Below are 15,826 nucleotides of genomic sequence, written 5' to 3'. Positions count from 1 at the left end.
CCGCCACCCCCGTCCGCCCCACCCGAGAGGAGGCGACCGCATGTACGAAGGCATCGTCCAGGAGCTGATCGACGAGCTCGGCCGGCTCCCCGGCATCGGCCCGAAGTCCGCCCAGCGCATCGCGTTCCACATCCTGCAGACCGAGACGTTCGACGTCACCCGGCTCGCCGAGATCCTGCTCGAGCTGCGCGGCCGTGTGCACTTCTGCGACATCTGCGGGAACGTGGCGGAGGAGGCGACCTGCGGGATCTGCCGCGATCCGCGCCGCAGCCGCGCCGTCATCTGCGTCGTGGAGGAGGCGAAGGACGTCCCGGCGATCGAGCGCACCCGCGAGTTCCGCGGGCTCTACCACGTGCTCGGCGGCGCGATCAGCCCGATCGACGGCATCGGCCCGGATCAGCTCCGCATCCGCCAGCTGCTGCAGCGGCTCGCGGACGGCGAGGTGCAGGAGGTCATCATCGCGACCGACCCGAACCTCGAGGGCGAGGCGACGGCGACCTATCTCTCGCGCATGCTCAGCACCCTCGGCATCCGCATCACCCGTCTGGCCTCCGGGCTGCCCGTCGGCGGAGACCTCGAGTACGCCGACGAGATCACCCTCGGCCGCGCCTTCGAGGGCCGCCGGCTCGTCGAGAACTGACGCGGCCGCCGGAGTCGCATGACCGCTCCGGCATGAAGTCGACCGGTAGACTCGCCCGTCGGGTCGCGACGGCGGTCCAGCCACCGACACGGGAGCAGCACGTGAGCCTGATCGTCCAGAAGTTCGGCGGGTCCTCCGTCGCCGACGCGGAGAGCATCAAGCGGGTCGCGAAGCGGATCGTCGCCACCAAGCAGGCGGGCAACGACGTGGTCGTCGCCGTCTCGGCCATGGGCGACACCACCGACGACCTGCTCGAGCTCGCCCACCAGGTCACTCCCATCCCCGCCCCCCGCGAGCTCGACATGCTGCTCTCCTCGGGCGAGCGCATCTCGATGGCGCTGCTGGCGATGGCGATCAAGAGCATGGGCTTCGAGGCCCGCTCCTTCACCGGCAGCCAGGCCGGCATGATCACGGACGCGCAGCACGGCGCCGCCCGCATCGTCGACATCACCCCGGTCCGCCTCCGCGAGGCGCTCGACGAGAACGCCGTCGTCATCGTCGCGGGCTTCCAGGGCTTCAACCGCGACACGAAGGACATCACCACCCTCGGCCGCGGCGGCTCGGACACCACCGCCGTCGCGCTCGCCGCGGGACTCGGCGCCGACACCTGCGAGATCTACACGGACGTCGACGGCGTCTTCACCGCCGACCCGCGGGTCGTCAAGAAGGCCCGCAAGCTCGACCGCATCACCAGCGAGGAGATGCTCGAGCTGGCCGCCGCGGGCGCGAAGGTGCTGCACATCCGCGCCGTCGAGTTCGCCCGCCGCCACGGAGTCACGCTCCACGTGCGCTCCTCCTTCAGCCCCAACGAGGGCACCATCGTCTACAACGCCGAGACCGCCGGCGCCGAGCAGAACGGACAAGCCGTGGAAGAGCCCATCATCGCCGGAGTCGCCGCCGACCTGAACGAGGCGAAGATCACTGTCGTCGGAGTCCCCGACATCCCGGGCAAGGCCGCGCAGATCTTCACGATCGTGGCCAAGACCGGCTCCAACATCGACATGATCGTGCAGAACGTGTCGGCTGCGGCCACCGCCCGCACCGACATCTCGTTCACCCTGCCCAAGGCCGACGGCCAGACGGTCCTCATGGCTCTCAACGCCGAGAAGGACGAGGTCGGCTTCGAGTCCCTGCAGTACGACGACCAGATCGCCAAGCTCGCGCTCGTGGGCGCCGGGATGCGCACCAACGCCGGCGTGTCCGCGAAGCTGTTCCGCTCCCTCTACGAGGCCGGGATCAACATCGAGATGATCTCCACGAGCGAGATCCGCATCTCGGTCGTCACCCGCGCCGACACCGTGAACGAGGCCCTGCGCGTCGTGCACACCGCCTTCGGGCTCGACGCCGAGGACGAGGCCGTCGTCTACGCCGGCACCGGCCGCTGACGGCCGGACACCCTCGCGATCCGGCCGTTCCTCCCGAGCGGCCGGAGCGACCGGTACCCTCTCCCTCGATCCCCCCGCCACGAGCGGCCCGCGCGCCGCACGGACGAAAGAGCACAGCATGAGCAGCACCCCCCTCCACGTGGGCGTCGTCGGCGCGACCGGCCAGGTCGGGAAGGTGATGCGCCGCCTCCTCGAGGAGCGCGACTTCCCGATCGCGTCCATCCGCTTCTTCGCCACCGCCCGCTCGGCGGGCACGACGCTGCCGTTCCGCGGCGGGGACGTCGTGGTCGAGGACGTGGAGACCGCCGATCCGACGGGGCTCGACATCGCCCTGTTCTCGGCCGGAGCCACGGGATCGCGCGCGCAGGCGCCCCGCTTCGCCGCGGCCGGCGTCACCGTGATCGACAACTCCAGCGCCTGGCGGATGGACCCCGAGGTCCCGCTGGTCGTCAGCGAGGTGAACCCCCACGCCATCGACCAGGCGGTCAAGGGCATCATCGCCAACCCCAACTGCACCACGATGGCCGCGATGCCGATCCTCAAGGTCCTCGACCGCGAGGCGGGGCTCACGCGCCTGATCGTCAGCACCTACCAGGCCGTGTCCGGCAGCGGACTGGCCGGAGCGAACGAGCTGGCCGGCCAGGTCCGCGCCGCCGTCGCCGACGAGCACCTGCTCGACCTGGTGCACGACGGCTCGGCGGTCGACTTCCCCGCGCCGGACAAGTACGTCGCCCCGATCGCCTTCGACGTCATCCCCTTCGCGGGGAGCCTGGTCGAGGACGGCTCGAACGAGACAGACGAGGAGAAGAAGCTCCGCAACGAGAGCCGCCGCATCCTCGAGCTCCCGGAGCTGCTGGTCTCGGGCACCTGCGTGCGCGTCCCCGTGTTCACCGGCCACTCGCTCTCCGTCAACGCAGAGTTCGCCTCCGCCCTCAGCCCCGAGCGTGCTCGCGAGCTGCTGGCCGACGCGCCCGGCGTCGTGCTGCGCGAGGTGCCGACTCCGCTGGAGGCCGCGGGCAAGGACCCGAGCTTCGTCGGCCGCATCCGCGCCGACGAGGGTGCTCCGGAGGGACGCGGCCTCGCGCTCTTCATCAGCAACGACAACCTCCGCAAGGGCGCGGCCCTGAACGCCGTGCAGATCGCCGAGCTCATCGCGGCGAAGCAGCCCGTGTCCTGACCGGCGTGGACGGGGCCGGCGCCGAGCGCTCCGGCCCCTTCCGGGTGGAAAAGCCGCGAATTTGATGGGGGAGCGGGGCCCCTCCCCGCCGCGGCGTGCTCGGGCGAGCGTAAACTCGACTCTCGTGAACTCCTCGGAACCGGTCGACGTCGCCCTCATCGGTGGGGGCATCATGAGCGCCACGCTCGGCGCCCTCATCACCCAGCTGCAGCCCGACTGGACGATCGCCGCCTACGAGCGCCTCGGCGACGTGGCGCAGGAGTCGTCGAACCCGTGGAACAACGCGGGCACCGGTCACGCGGCCCTCTGCGAGCTGAACTACATGCCCGAGGCGGCCGACGGCTCCGTCGACCCGGCCAAGGCGATCCAGATCAACGAGCAGTTCCAGATCTCGCGCCAGTTCTGGTCGAGCCTGGTGGAGTCCGGCGACATCCGCGAGCCCTCCAGCTTCATCAACCCGGCGCCGCACATGACCTTCGTGCACGGCGAGGCCAACGTCGAGTACCTCCGGAAGCGCTACGAGGCCCTCAAGGACCAGCCGCTGTTCGCCGGCATCGAGTTCACCGAGAGCGTCAAGACCATCCACGAGTGGGCGCCCCTGCTGATGGAGCAGCGTCCCGCCGGCGGCGGCCCCTACGCGGCGACGCGCATGCCGGCCGGCACCGACGTCGACTTCGGCTCGCTGACCCACCAGCTGTTCGACCACGTCGTCGCCCACGGCGGCACGCTCGACACCGGCCGCGAGGTCACCGACATCACCCGGCAGAAGGACGGCACCTGGCGCCTCGACCTCAAGCAGGTCGTCGGAGGCACGCCCCAGTCGGTGACCGCCCGCTTCGTCTTCGTCGGCGCCGGCGGCGGTGCGCTGCACCTCCTGCAGAAGTCGGGCATCCCCGAGATCAAGGGCTTCGGAGGCTTCCCGATCTCGGGCCAGTTCCTCCGCACCGACAACCCCGAGCTGGTCGCCCGGCACAAGGCGAAGGTCTACGGCAAGGCCGCGGTCGGCGCGCCCCCGATGTCGGTGCCGCACCTCGATGCGCGCGTCGTCGACGGCGAGTCATCCCTCCTCTTCGGCCCCTACGCGGGCTTCACGCCCAAGTTCCTGAAGCGGGGCTCGTGGCTCGACCTGCCCCTGTCGATCCGGCCGCACAACATCGGCCCGATGCTCGCGGTCGCCCGCGACAACCTCGACCTGATGAAATACCTGATCGGTGAGGTGCTCGCCGGCCGTGGCAAGAAGATGAAGGCCCTGCGCGAGTTCCTGCCCACCGCCCGCGACGAGGACTGGTACCTGATCACCGCCGGCCAGCGCGTCCAGGTGATGAAGAAGGACGAGAAGAAGGGCGGCGTGCTGCAGTTCGGCACCGAGGTCATCACCGGAGGGGACGGCACGATCGCCGGCCTGCTCGGCGCCTCGCCCGGAGCCTCGACCGCCGTGCCGATCATGCTCGACATCGTGCAGAAGTGCTTCCCCGACCGGATGAAGGCCTGGGAGCCGCGGATCCGCGCGCTGGTGCCGAGCTACGGCTCGACCCTCAACGACGCGCCCGAGAAAGCCGAGCAGACGGTCACCGCGACCGCCGAGACGCTGGAGCTGTCCGCCTCGGTCTGATCGGCTGCGATCCGTTCGAACGTATGTTCTAATGGCTCCATGAGGTGGAGCGGGCAGTCGATCGGCACGGCCGACGAGGCCGCCCTGCCCGGCCTCGTCAAGCTCACCGACCTGGTGCGGACGGTGCGCACGCCGGAGTTCGAGGGCATCACCTTCTACGAGGTGCTCGCGAAGTCGGCGCTCAACCGCGTGCACACCTCCTCGAAGATGCCGTTCGGCTGGAGCATCAACCCGATGCGCGGCTGCACCCACGCCTGCACCTACTGCTTCGCCCGGCCCACGCACGAGTACCTCGAGTTCGACGGCGGCCGCGACTTCGACTCGCAGATCGTCGTGAAGGTGAACGTCGCCGAGGTCCTCACCCGGGAGCTCGCCAAGCCGAGCTGGGAGCGGCACCCCGTGGCACTCGGCACCAACACCGATCCGTACCAGCGCGCCGAGGGCCGCTACCGGCTGATGCCGGGCATCATCGCCGCGCTCGCCGCCTCGGGCACCCCGATCTCGATCCTCACGAAGGGCTCGCTGCTGCGGCGAGACCTGCCGCTGCTCCGCGAGGCCGCAGAGCACGTCCCGGTCGACCTCGGAGTCTCGATCGCCGTCTACGACGAGGGCCTCCAGCGCTCCGTCGAGCCGGGTGCGCCGACCGCGGCGGCCAGGCTGGCGACGGTCACCGCGGCACGGGAGGCCGGCTTCGACTGCTCGGTGTTCCTGATGCCGATCCTGCCGTTCCTCACCGACACACGGGCGCACCTCGACGAGTCGCTCCGGGCCTGCCGCGAGGCGGGCGCCAGCACGATCATGTACTCGACCCTCTACCTCAAGCCCGGGGTGAAGGAGTGGTTCCTGCAGTGGCTCGGGCAGGAGCACCCCGAGCTGGTCGACAAGTACCGAGCGCTCTACCCGGGCCGCGACGCCTACGCGCCTCTCGAGTACCGGCGCTGGCTCTCGGCGCGCATCCGCCCGCTGATGCGCGCGCACGGGCTCGAGCGCGGCGAGGAGGACCCGGCCACCGGCTCCGTCAAGTCCTCCGCCCTCGGTTCGCTCGGAACGCTGCGGACCCTCGGCGGCGAGCGGCGCTCCCTCCAGCACGACGGGCTGCTGGTCGGGGAGCTCGGGCCGGAGCGCGCCGCGATCCTGCCGGGCGTAGGACAGCCGACGCTGTTCTGAGCCGGGGGCGGGCCCGGCCGCGGCTAGGATCGTCCGCATGGTCACCCGCTCCGGTGAGCCCTCGGGCTCCTCCGCCCGGAGCGCCCGCGACGCGGCACCCCGTGCGGTCCGGCTCGGCCTGCTCGACCCGCGCGAGGACCTGCTCGCGGCGACGAGCGCGTGGATCCGCACCCACGCCCCGGACTTCGAGGTCGTCGTGGCCGCCTCCACCTGGCACGACCTGGTGACGAGCGATGTCTTCCCCACCCAGGTGGTCGTGATGGACGCCGAGCTGCGCGAGCCGATCTCGATCGAGGCGCGGATCCGGACCTGCCGGGCGGCGGGAGCCGCGGTCGTGGCGCTCTCCGCGAGCGAGGACGACGAGGTCCGCGAGCGCGCCCTGAAGGCCGGAGCCGTGCGGCACCTGGCGAAGTCGCGCCCGCTCGCCGAGGTGATGGAGCAGACCCGCGCCGCTCTCGAGATGCGCTCGGCCGACGTCTCGTCCGCGCAGTGGCGGCCCCTGCCGTCCGGAGTCGCGGCGCAGCAGCGCCCACGGCTCAGCGCCGGCGAGCTGGAGGCGCTGCGTCTCTACGCGTCCGGATCGAGCACCCCCGAGGTCGCCGCCAAGATGAACGTGCAGTTCGAGACCGCGAAGACCTACCTGCAGCGCGTGCGCCGCAAGTACGTCGCCGTCGGCAGGCCCGCGGGCCGCCGGGCCGATCTGATCCGCCGCGCCGGCGAGGACGGGTTCCTCCCGTGACCGGCCCCTGCTCACCCCGGGGGCCCCGCCCCCGGACCCGCCCCGAGGAGACCTGATGGCCAAGCTGTACTTCCGCTACGGAGCGATGAACAGCGGGAAGAGCACGTCGCTCCTGCAGGCCGCGCACAACTACGAGGAGCGCGGGCACCGGGTGCTGCTGGCCAAGCCGGCCGTCGACACGAAGGGCGAGGAGCTGATCGTGTCGCGGCTCGGCGTGACCCGTCCGGTGGACATCCTGTTCGAGCCCGACGGGGACCCGGTGGCCGTCTTCACCGCCGCCCGGGCCCGCGTGCTGGCCGAGTCGAAGCGCGACGTGAGTGCTCTGCTCGTCGACGAGGCGCAGTTCCTGCCGGAGTCGCACGTCGACGATCTGCTCCGGATCGCCATCCTCGAGAACGTGCCCGTCCTGGCGTACGGCATCCGCACGGACTTCCGCACCGCCGCGTTCCCGGGCAGCAGGCGACTCCTGGAGATCGCCCACAGCCTCGAGGAGCTGAAGACGATCTGCCGGTGCGGGCGCAAAGCGATCTTCAACGGGCGCGTCGTGGACGGCCGCTTCGTCTTCGACGGCGATCAGGTCGCGATCGACGGAACGGCGGTCACCTACGAGTCGCTGTGCGGCGCGTGCTACCTCCAGGAGAGCCGCGGCCGGCTCCGCGGATGACCGGTCGAGCGTTCCTCACCGGTGCGACACCCCTCCGAAACGAGGAAGTGGGTAGCCTGACGACGTGACAACACCGGAAACGGAATTACGCCTTTCGAAGCAGCAGGAAAGGTCGGGGGAAACGATGACGGCGCAAGGGGCACCGCTGAGGCGTCGGCCGTCGTGGGAGCAGGACTACCGGCGACGGCTGCTCATCACGGACGTCGTCGCGATCGTCCTCTCCGTCTTCGGCACGCAGCTCTTCTGGTTCGACCTGAACCTGAACTCGGATCTGGGGTTCAAGAACCCCGCCGACATCGCGGTCAGCTACACCTGGGTGTCCGTCGCCCTGTCGGTCGGCTGGCTCCTCGCCCTCCAGGTCTTCGACACGCGCGACCGCCGGATCGTCGGCACCGGCTACGTCGAGTACCGCCGCGTCGTCGACGCCTCCATCTGGCTCTTCGGCATCGTCGCGATCATCGCCTACCTGCTCCAGATCCTGCTTGCGCGCGGCTACATCATCACGGCGTTCCCCGCCGGGATCGTGCTGATCTGCGTCGGCCGCCTGGTCTGGCGCTCCTGGCTCACCCGGCAGCGCCGGGCGGGCCGCTTCTCGAGTCAGGTCGTGCTCCTCGGCTCCCGCGCGAGCGTCCTGCACACCGCGCGCGAGCTGCGCCGCGGCACCGAGGCCGGCTACAAGCTCGTCGGCGCCGTCTCGACCTCGGTCGGCGGTGCGGACGCGCTGCGGAGCGAGCAGGAGCTCTCGGGCCTCGCGGTCCACGGGTTCACCGGGATCGACGGCGTCCGCGCCGTGATGGACGCCACCGGTGCCGACACGGTGGTCGTCACGAGCTCCGACGAGCTGGCGCCGCAGCGGATCCGCGAGCTGAGCTGGACGCTCGAGCCCGGGCGCGAGCACCTCGTCGTGGCGCCGAGCCTCACCGACATCGGCGGTCCGCGCATCCACACCCGCCCCGTCGCGGGCCTTCCGCTGATCCACGTCGAGACCCCGCGCTTCGACGGCCGCCAGCGGTTCGCCAAGCGCCTCTTCGACATCCTGGCGTCGACCATGCTGATCATCCTCAGCGCGCCGGTGCTCGTCGTCGTCGCCGTGCTGGTCAAGGTCACCAGCCCCGGGCCCGTGCTCTTCCGGCAGGAGCGCATAGGCCTGAACGGCGCGACCTTCGAGATGCTGAAGTTCCGCTCGATGGTCGTCGACGCGGAGGCGCGACTGGCGGCACTCGCGTCGCAGCAGCGTGCGGAGGGGAACTCGATCCTCTTCAAGATGGCGAAGGACCCGCGCGTCACCCGGGTGGGTGCGATCCTCCGGCGCTTCAGCCTCGACGAGCTGCCCCAGTTCCTGAACGTCTTCCGCGGCGACATGTCCCTGATCGGCCCCCGCCCGCCGCTGGCCCGCGAGGTCGAGCAGTACGAGGAGCACGTGCACCGCCGCTTCCTGATGAAGCCGGGCATCACCGGGCTCTGGCAGGTCAGCGGACGCTCGAACCTCTCGTGGGAGGACACCGTCCGCCTCGACCTGTACTACGTCGAGAACTGGTCGATGACCGGCGACATCGTCATCCTCTTCAAGACCGCGCGCGCCGTCCTCGCCCGCGACGGGGCTTACTGATCGCCGGGGGGAGGGGCGCCGAGCCCCGCACCCTGTCCGTCTCGGTCCTCGAGACCCCGTTCCGCGTGGTCTTCGGACGCGGCGTCGGCGACGAGGACGCGGCGCGGATCGCCGACAGCTGGGCCGCCTGCGCGTCCGAGCCCGACGCGGGAGCACGCGACGTCCTCGCCGAGGTGGGGCACGATCCCTCCGTCCCGCTCGACGGCTCGCCCCGGGTCTCGAGCGCCACGCTCGCGCAGCTCGAGGAGTCCCTGACCTCGACCCTGACCCTCGAGGCGATCGGCGCCCGGCGCGCCGACCTGCTGATGCTCCACGCCTGCGGGATCTCCGACGAGTCCGGCCGCGTGCTGGCCTTCGTCGCCGCCTCCGGGACCGGCAAGACCACCATCGCGCGGACGCTCGGGTCCCGCTTCGGCTACGTCACCGACGAGACGGTCGGCGTGACCCCGGAGGGGCGCGTCCTGCCCTATCCCAAGCCGCTGTCGGTGAAGCCGCTGACCGGATCGGCGCCGAAGGCGCAGCTGGCCCCCGGGTCGCTCGCCCTCCGACCGGTCCCGGAGGCGCCCCTGCGGCTGGCGGGAGTCCTCCTGCTCGAGCGCCGCGACGGCGTCGGGACGCCCTTCCTCGAGCACGTCGACCCGGTCGACGCGATCGAGGACCTGGTGCCGCAGACCTCCTACCTCTCGGCCCGCCCGCGGCCGATCGCCGATCTCGTCCGCACCCTCTCGGCGCTGGGCGGCGTCCGGCGACTGGTCTACTCCGAGGCCGCGAGCGTGGTGCACCTGGTCGAGGAGGTCTTCGCGTCCCTCGGCGCCGAGGCCCCGTCCGCCTGGTCCGAGGTGGTCTCCGTGCAGCTCGACCCTGTGGGCGAGGCCCTGCCCGGCACCGTCCTGCGCACCCCTGCGGACGACGCTGTGGAGCTCGCCGACGGCCAGCTGCTCGTGTTCTGCGGCGGCACCCTCGTGCGCCTGTCCGGCATCGGCCCGACGATCTGGCGCCAAGCCGGCCGGGGCTCCGATCTGCCCGGTCTCGTCGCCGCGGTGCTCGAGGAGGCGGGCCCGCCGCCCGCCGGCGTCGATGCGGAGGCGGTCGTCGAGTCGGCGGTCGTCGAGCTCGAGGGCCTCGGAGTGATCACGAGAGGGACTCCGCCGGAGCCCACCCCCGACGGGTGGCACGGTTGACGCGCCTGGCGCCGAGGGCGCGGAAGCGCTGTGTCAGAATTCGGAAGAACCCGTCTCCGGCGCCCGCCGCGTGATCCGTACCAGCGAAGGAAATCTGACTCTGTGGAACTTCGAGACGTCCTCCGGCTCCTGCGCGACCACTGGATCCCGATCGTCGCGGCGATCCTCCTCGGCACTCTCGTCGCCTTCGGCTGGTCGCTGACGCAGAAGCCGCGGTACGTCGCCGACTCGCAGGGCCTCGTCTCCGTCGCCACCACCGGTGCCGACGACAGCCAGGCGATCTACACGCAGCAGATCGCGCAGTCCGTCGCCAAGTCGAGCCTCGCCACGTACGTCCCGATCGCCACCTCGCGCGACGTGGCGCAGATCGCGATCGACAGCCTCGGCCTCGACGTCTCGCCCGCCACGCTGATCTCGGCGATCGCGGTGCAGGCCGACACGGTCGCCCCAGTGATGAAGGTCAGCGCCACCGCCTCCACCCCCGAGGGCGCGCAGAAGCTCGCCGATGCCTGGGTCGCGGCCATCGCCACCAAGGTGCAGCAGGTCAACCAGGAGACGGGCGTCGGCGACACGGTCTCCCTCACCGTCCTGCAGACCGCGGCGCTCCCGTCCTCGCCGGCGTTCCCGAACCTGCGCCTCGTCCTCGCGGTCGGCGCGCTCGCGGGCCTCGTCCTCGGTCTCGTCTACGCGTTCGTCCGCAACACTCTGGACCGGCGCATCCGCACCGCCGAGATGGTCGAGCGCCTGTTCGACCTCCCCGTGGTCGGCACCCTCCCCGTCGACAAGCGCCTCAGCGAGACCAACCGCATCGTCCCCGAGGCCGACACGACCGACTACATCAAGGCCGACGGCAAGCACGCACTCGCCGAGGCGCTGCGCGAGCTCCGCACGAACCTGCAGTTCATGAACATCGACAGCCCGCCGCGCATCATCGTCGTGACGAGCCCGCTGCCCTCGGACGGCAAGTCGACGGTGACCGCGAACCTCGCGGTGACGCTCGCCGCCTCCGGCCAGCGCACCGTCGTCGTCGACGGCGACCTCCGCAAGCCGACGGTCGCCAAGTCGTTCGGCCTCGTGCCCGGCGTCGGCCTGACCGACCTGCTGATCGGCAAGGCGGAGCTGCAGGACGTCCTGCAGCCGTGGGGCCCGTCCGGCAACCTCTGGGTGCTCGGAGCCGGGTCGATCCCGCCGAACCCGTCCGAGCTGCTCGGCTCCAACGGCATGGACATCCTCCTGCACGAGATCGCCCGCGAGGCCATCGTGATCGTCGATGCGCCGCCGCTCCTGCCCGTCACGGACGGCGCCATCCTCACCGCCCGCACCGACGGCGCGCTCGTGGTCATCTCCGCGGGCAGGACGACGACCGACGAGCTGGGCAAGGCGATCCAGAACCTCGAGCGGGTCAGCGGCCACACCCTCGGCGTGATCCTCAACCGCGTGCCCGCGCGCGGCCAGGTCGGCCGGGGCTACGGCTACTACTACACGAGCTACTACGGCTCCGAGCGATCGGGTGCCCGCCCGGACACGGCCGTCGAGCCCGAGCCCGCGTCGACCTCGGCCTGAGCGCCCCGCGATGATCTTCCCGGGAGACGACTCCGCCCGCCCCCCCCGCCGGAGCTGGCGACCGGACGAACCGGTCGCCGCCTCCGCCGCCCCCGTCTTCACCGTGCTCTCGGTCTGCACCGGCAACATCTGCCGGTCGCCGATGGCGGAGCAGCTGCTGCGCGCCGCACTCGCCGACGCGACATCACCCGCGGGAGGTCCGCTCTTCGCGTTCACGAGCGCCGGAGTGAGGACGCGCGACGGACTGCCGATGGACCCGGTCTCGGCCCGCTTCTCGGCTCAGCACGGGGGAGACCCGGCCGCGCACACGAGCGCGGTGCTCGGCGACGCGATCGTCGGCGACGCCGACCTCCTGCTCACGATGACGCGCGACCACCTGGTCGACGCCTCCCGGCGCTTTCCGTCGCTCCTCCTCCGCGGCTTCACGCTGCTCGAGTTCGCCCGCGTGCTGCCGTTCGTGCTGCGGGAGGTGCCGCTGCCGACGGTCGAGGACCCCGCCGCGCGGCTCCGCGCCGTCGTGCGGCTCGCCGCCGCCCACCGCGGGCGCGCCCCGCGGGGCGAGGGCGGCGACGACATCGAGGACCCGATCGGCCGCAGCGAGGCCGTGCACGAGCGCGTGGCGGCGCAGATCGCGGCGGCTGTCGCCGACGTCTCCCGTGATCTGAGAGCATTGGCGCGGCGGTAGTCGCGCGTCCGCGGGCGCGCTGACGCGTCGCCGCATCGCATCGCTCCTCCTCACCGTCGCGACCGCGACACGAACCCGCCACGATTCGGAGAACCCCTGTGAAGCTTTCTGTCATCGGCTGCGGCTACCTCGGTGCCGTCCACGCTGCCGCCATGGCCGAGCTCGGCCACGACGTCATCGGCATCGACGTCGACCAGAAGAAGATCGACGCCCTGGCCGCCGGCACCGCGCCGTTCTTCGAGCCCGGCCTCCCGGAGCTGCTGTCCTCCGGCGTCGCCTCCGGGCGCCTGCGCTTCTCGACCGACATGGCCGACGCCGCCGGTGCGGCCGTGCACTTCGTCGCCGTCGGCACCCCGCAGAAGCCGGGCGAGAACGCCGCGGACATGACCTACGTCGACTCGGCGATCGACGGTCTCCTGCCCTACCTCGAGGCGGACTCCCTCGTCGTCGGCAAGTCGACCGTCCCCGTCGGCACCGCTGCCCGCCTGGCCGACCGCATCGCCTCCTCCGGTGCGACCCTCGCCTGGAACCCCGAGTTCCTCCGCGAGGGCTTCGCCGTGAAGGACACGATCAGCCCCGACCGCCTCGTCTACGGCGTGCCCGCAGGCGAGGCCGGAGCAGCGGCGAAGGCGACCCTCGACGAGGTCTACGCGACGGCGCTCGCGGCCGAGACCCCGCTCGTGGTCACCGACTACGCCACCGCCGAGCTGGTGAAGGTCTCGGCCAACGCCTTCCTCGCGACCAAGATCTCGTTCATCAACGCGATCGCCGAGATCGCGGAGGTCACCGGCGCGGACGTCACGCAGCTCGCCGACGCGATCGGCTACGACGTGCGGATCGGCCGCCGCTTCCTGAACGCGGGCATCGGCTTCGGAGGCGGCTGCCTCCCGAAGGACATCCGCGCCTTCTCGGCCCGCGCCGACGAGCTCGGCGTCGGCGAGTCCGTCGCCTTCCTCAAAGAGGTCGACGCGATCAACCTGCGTCGCCGTCAGCGCGTCGTCGACCTCGTCACCGAGGGCCTGGGCGGCTCCGTCGAGGGCCGCCGCATCGCGGTGCTCGGTCTGGCGTTCAAGCCGGAGTCGGACGACATCCGCGACTCGCCGTCGCTCGACGTCGCCGCTCGCCTGCACGACCTCGGTGCGACCGTGGTCGCGACCGACCCCGAGGCGATCGAGAACTCGCGCCGCCGCTACCCCGAGATCACCTACACGACCGACGTCGACGAGGCGCTGGCCGGTGCCGACGCCGTGGTCGTCGTGACGGAGTGGAAGCAGTTCCGCGCCCTCGACCCCGCGGCCACGGCGGCGAAGGTGGCCAACACCTTCCTCGTCGACGGTCGCAACTGCCTCGACCCCGCCGCCTGGCGTGCGGCCGGCTGGGAGTACCGCGGCCTCGGCCGCTGACGCGGCGGAGCCGTCGTCTCAGCGGACGCGGCTCGGCTGATCCGCCACGACGCCGGAGGTGCCGCGGAGGGGGATGTGCGCGAAGGCGTCGTCCCACTCCGCCGCCCTCCGGCGTCGTCGTGCGCGGACGACCATCCGGAGCAGTACGCCGGCGACAGCGCCGAGGAGGGCGCCGGAGGTGTTCATCACGACGTCGTCGACGGTGGCGAAGCGCGCCGAGAGGAAGAGCAGCTGGCCCGCCTCGATGAGCGAGCTCACGACGGCGCCGACGGCGACGGCGACCCACGCCCTCCGGAGCCGCAGGTTGAGGGCCAGGAGCAGCCCCAGGGGCACGAACAGGGCGATGTTGGCGATCGACTCGATGAACGCGTAGTCGACCATCGGGAGGCCGTGCCGGGCGAACCAGGAGGTCACTCGGCCGAGATCCCCCCGCACTCCCGCATCGACGGGCGTCGGCCAGAAGGCGATCGCTGCGAGCGCGACCACGTAGGGCACGCTGATGGCGAGGGTGAGGCGGGTGAGCGACCGGGTCACGGTGCTCCTCTCGTCGGTCGTCGGGCGGGGGCGGCGACGACGGCGGAAGAACAGTCTCGCTCCCGGCTGCTGGGATCGGGCCGGGAGGCGCGGGGGAGTGGGCTGGAGGCACGCCCGTGCGCAGGACGCTCGGGACGCCGACAGGGGTGCTCGAGCCGGAGAGCGCGGGGCGGTGATCGCGCCGGCTCCGTCGTCGACCAGGCTCCGGCCCGGGCGAGCATCCGCCTGCGGGCGAGCCCCGCCACAGCAGAATTCCGAGAACGCCCCGGGAACGACGAAGCCCGGCCGGATCATCGATCCTGGCCGGGCTTCTCACCGGTCGGGGTAGCGGGATTCGAACCCACGACCTCCTCGTCCCGAACGAGGCGCGCTACCAAGCTGCGCCACACCCCGGTGTGCTCATCACGGAGAACCGCTCACGAGCCTCGACAATAGTAGCCGATTTCCGGACCGCCGTCGGACACCCCTCGTCAGGCCGCCGGAGTGAGCGTGACGAGGGTCACCTCGGGCCGGCAGGCGAAGCGCACCGGTGCGTAGATCGAGGTGCCGACTCCGGCGGACACGTTGAGGTACGAGCTGCGCAGTCCGTTGTCCCACGTCGTCGAGCCGGCGACCTTGTCGCGCGGGATGTCGCAGTTGGTGACGAGGGCGCCGAAGCCCGGGACGCAGACCTGCCCGCCGTGCGTGTGCCCGGCGAGGATCACCTCGGCGCCGCGGGCGACGAAGTCGTCGAGGATGCGCTGGTAGGGCGCGTGCGCCACGCCGATGCTGACCCCGGCCGGTCCGTCCTCCGCGCCGCGCAGCTCGTCCACGGCTCCGGCGACGAGGTCGATGCGGTCGAGGCCGATGTGCGGGTCGTCGACGCCGAAGAACTCGATGCGCGTCCCCTTCACCGTGATGCTCTCGGCGCGGTTGTTGAGGTCCACCCAGCCGAGCCCGTCCGAGAAGAAGCCGGTCAGCCCGTCGGTGTCGAGATCGGCCTCGTGCTGCTTGGGGTTCTTGGAGGGGCCGACGAAGTAGCGGAGCGGGTTCTTGATCCGAGGGCCGAAGTAGTCGTTGGATCCGTTGACGAAAGCGCCGGGGATCCCGGCGAAGGGCTCCAGAGCCCGGCGGATGCCGAGCACGCCGTCGCGGTGGCCGAGGTTGTCGCCGGTGTCGACCACGACGTCGGGCGCCAGGGCGAGGAGCGAGCGGATCCACTCCTGCTTCTTGCTCTGCCACGGGGCCATGTGCAGGTCCGACACGTGCAGGACGCGGATCGGCTCGGAACCGGCGGGCAGCACCGGGAACGACGTGCGCCGGACGGTGAACAGCGTCCGCTCGACGCCGATGCCCCAGGCCGCGGCGACGGCTCCGGCCGCGGCGACGGTCGCGAGGGCGGTGGTGAGGGGGCGACGGGTGCGTCCGGTCATGGGTCCTTCTCTCGCACGTCGGCCGCGAGCGCGGCCGCGTTCATTCTGCCGGACG

The 15,826-nt window shown here is 71.6% G+C and carries 14 protein-coding genes and 1 tRNA gene; 12 read left to right on the top strand and 3 right to left on the bottom strand.

The window, feature by feature from the left end:
- The first annotated feature begins 40 nt into the window (after positions 1-40).
- From recR to C5C55_RS09450, 12 genes are all read left to right on the top strand, one after another.
- Positions 41-640: a recombination mediator RecR gene (gene recR / locus C5C55_RS09505; protein WP_104222157.1), complete on the top strand. Its 600-nt coding sequence runs from the start codon at positions 41-43 to the stop codon at positions 638-640.
- A 101-nt stretch (positions 641-741) separates the two neighbouring features.
- Positions 742-2,025: an aspartate kinase gene (locus tag C5C55_RS09500; RefSeq protein WP_104222160.1), complete on the top strand. Its 1,284-nt coding sequence runs from the start codon at positions 742-744 to the stop codon at positions 2,023-2,025.
- A 118-nt stretch (positions 2,026-2,143) separates the two neighbouring features.
- Positions 2,144-3,202, top strand: a complete 1,059-nt coding sequence (locus C5C55_RS09495) for an aspartate-semialdehyde dehydrogenase (protein ID WP_104233747.1) — start codon at positions 2,144-2,146, stop codon at positions 3,200-3,202.
- A 64-nt stretch (positions 3,203-3,266) separates the two neighbouring features.
- Positions 3,267-4,814, top strand: a complete 1,548-nt coding sequence (locus tag C5C55_RS09490; protein WP_104233746.1) for a malate:quinone oxidoreductase — start codon at positions 3,267-3,269, stop codon at positions 4,812-4,814.
- Positions 4,815-4,853: 39 nt separating this feature from the next.
- Complete coding sequence (locus tag C5C55_RS09485; RefSeq protein ID WP_104233745.1) at positions 4,854-5,981, top strand: Rv2578c family radical SAM protein; 1,128 nt, start codon at positions 4,854-4,856, stop codon at positions 5,979-5,981.
- 37 nt (positions 5,982-6,018) lie between these two features.
- Entirely contained in the window at positions 6,019-6,720 is a 702-nt protein-coding gene (locus C5C55_RS09480; RefSeq protein WP_104233744.1) for a LuxR C-terminal-related transcriptional regulator, read from the top strand.
- A gap of 55 nt (positions 6,721-6,775) precedes the next feature.
- Positions 6,776-7,384 (top strand): thymidine kinase, encoded by a 609-nt coding sequence (locus tag C5C55_RS09475; protein WP_104227256.1) that lies wholly within the window; start codon positions 6,776-6,778, stop codon positions 7,382-7,384.
- Between the two features lie 124 nt (positions 7,385-7,508).
- Positions 7,509-8,993 carry a sugar transferase gene (locus C5C55_RS09470; RefSeq protein WP_104222171.1) on the top strand — a complete coding sequence of 495 codons (1,485 nt, stop codon included), beginning with the start codon at positions 7,509-7,511 and terminating at the stop codon, positions 8,991-8,993.
- 65 nt (positions 8,994-9,058) lie between these two features.
- Positions 9,059-10,174 carry a hypothetical protein gene (locus C5C55_RS09465; RefSeq protein ID WP_104233743.1) on the top strand — a complete coding sequence of 372 codons (1,116 nt, stop codon included), beginning with the start codon at positions 9,059-9,061 and terminating at the stop codon, positions 10,172-10,174.
- 102 nt (positions 10,175-10,276) lie between these two features.
- Positions 10,277-11,737 (top strand): polysaccharide biosynthesis tyrosine autokinase, encoded by a 1,461-nt coding sequence (locus C5C55_RS09460; protein ID WP_159939611.1) that lies wholly within the window; start codon positions 10,277-10,279, stop codon positions 11,735-11,737.
- A 10-nt stretch (positions 11,738-11,747) separates the two neighbouring features.
- A complete protein-coding gene (locus C5C55_RS09455) occupies positions 11,748-12,422 on the top strand; it encodes a low molecular weight phosphatase family protein (protein WP_104233741.1) in 675 nt (224 codons plus the stop codon).
- Positions 12,423-12,520: 98 nt separating this feature from the next.
- A complete protein-coding gene (locus tag C5C55_RS09450) occupies positions 12,521-13,825 on the top strand; it encodes a UDP-glucose/GDP-mannose dehydrogenase family protein (protein ID WP_104222179.1) in 1,305 nt (434 codons plus the stop codon).
- Positions 13,826-13,843: 18 nt separating this feature from the next.
- On the opposite strand, the gene C5C55_RS16865 is transcribed toward C5C55_RS09450, so the two are convergent.
- The 3 genes from C5C55_RS16865 to C5C55_RS09435 all read right to left on the bottom strand — a co-directional run bounded on the left by C5C55_RS16865 (position 13,844) and on the right by C5C55_RS09435 (position 15,771).
- Positions 13,844-14,359 (bottom strand): VanZ family protein, encoded by a 516-nt coding sequence (locus C5C55_RS16865; protein ID WP_258065113.1) that lies wholly within the window; start codon positions 14,357-14,359, stop codon positions 13,844-13,846.
- A 319-nt stretch (positions 14,360-14,678) separates the two neighbouring features.
- Positions 14,679-14,752: transfer RNA gene (locus tag C5C55_RS09440), tRNA-Pro, on the bottom strand.
- A 77-nt stretch (positions 14,753-14,829) separates the two neighbouring features.
- Complete coding sequence (locus tag C5C55_RS09435) at positions 14,830-15,771, bottom strand: metallophosphoesterase (RefSeq protein ID WP_104233739.1); 942 nt, start codon at positions 15,769-15,771, stop codon at positions 14,830-14,832.
- Between the last annotated feature and the right edge of the window lie 55 nt (positions 15,772-15,826).

The sequence above is a fragment of the Rathayibacter sp. AY1C2 genome, assembly GCF_002931195.1.
In the GTDB taxonomy this organism is placed as follows: domain Bacteria; phylum Actinomycetota; class Actinomycetes; order Actinomycetales; family Microbacteriaceae; genus Rathayibacter.
This window is presented reverse-complemented; position numbering and strand designations above follow the sequence as displayed.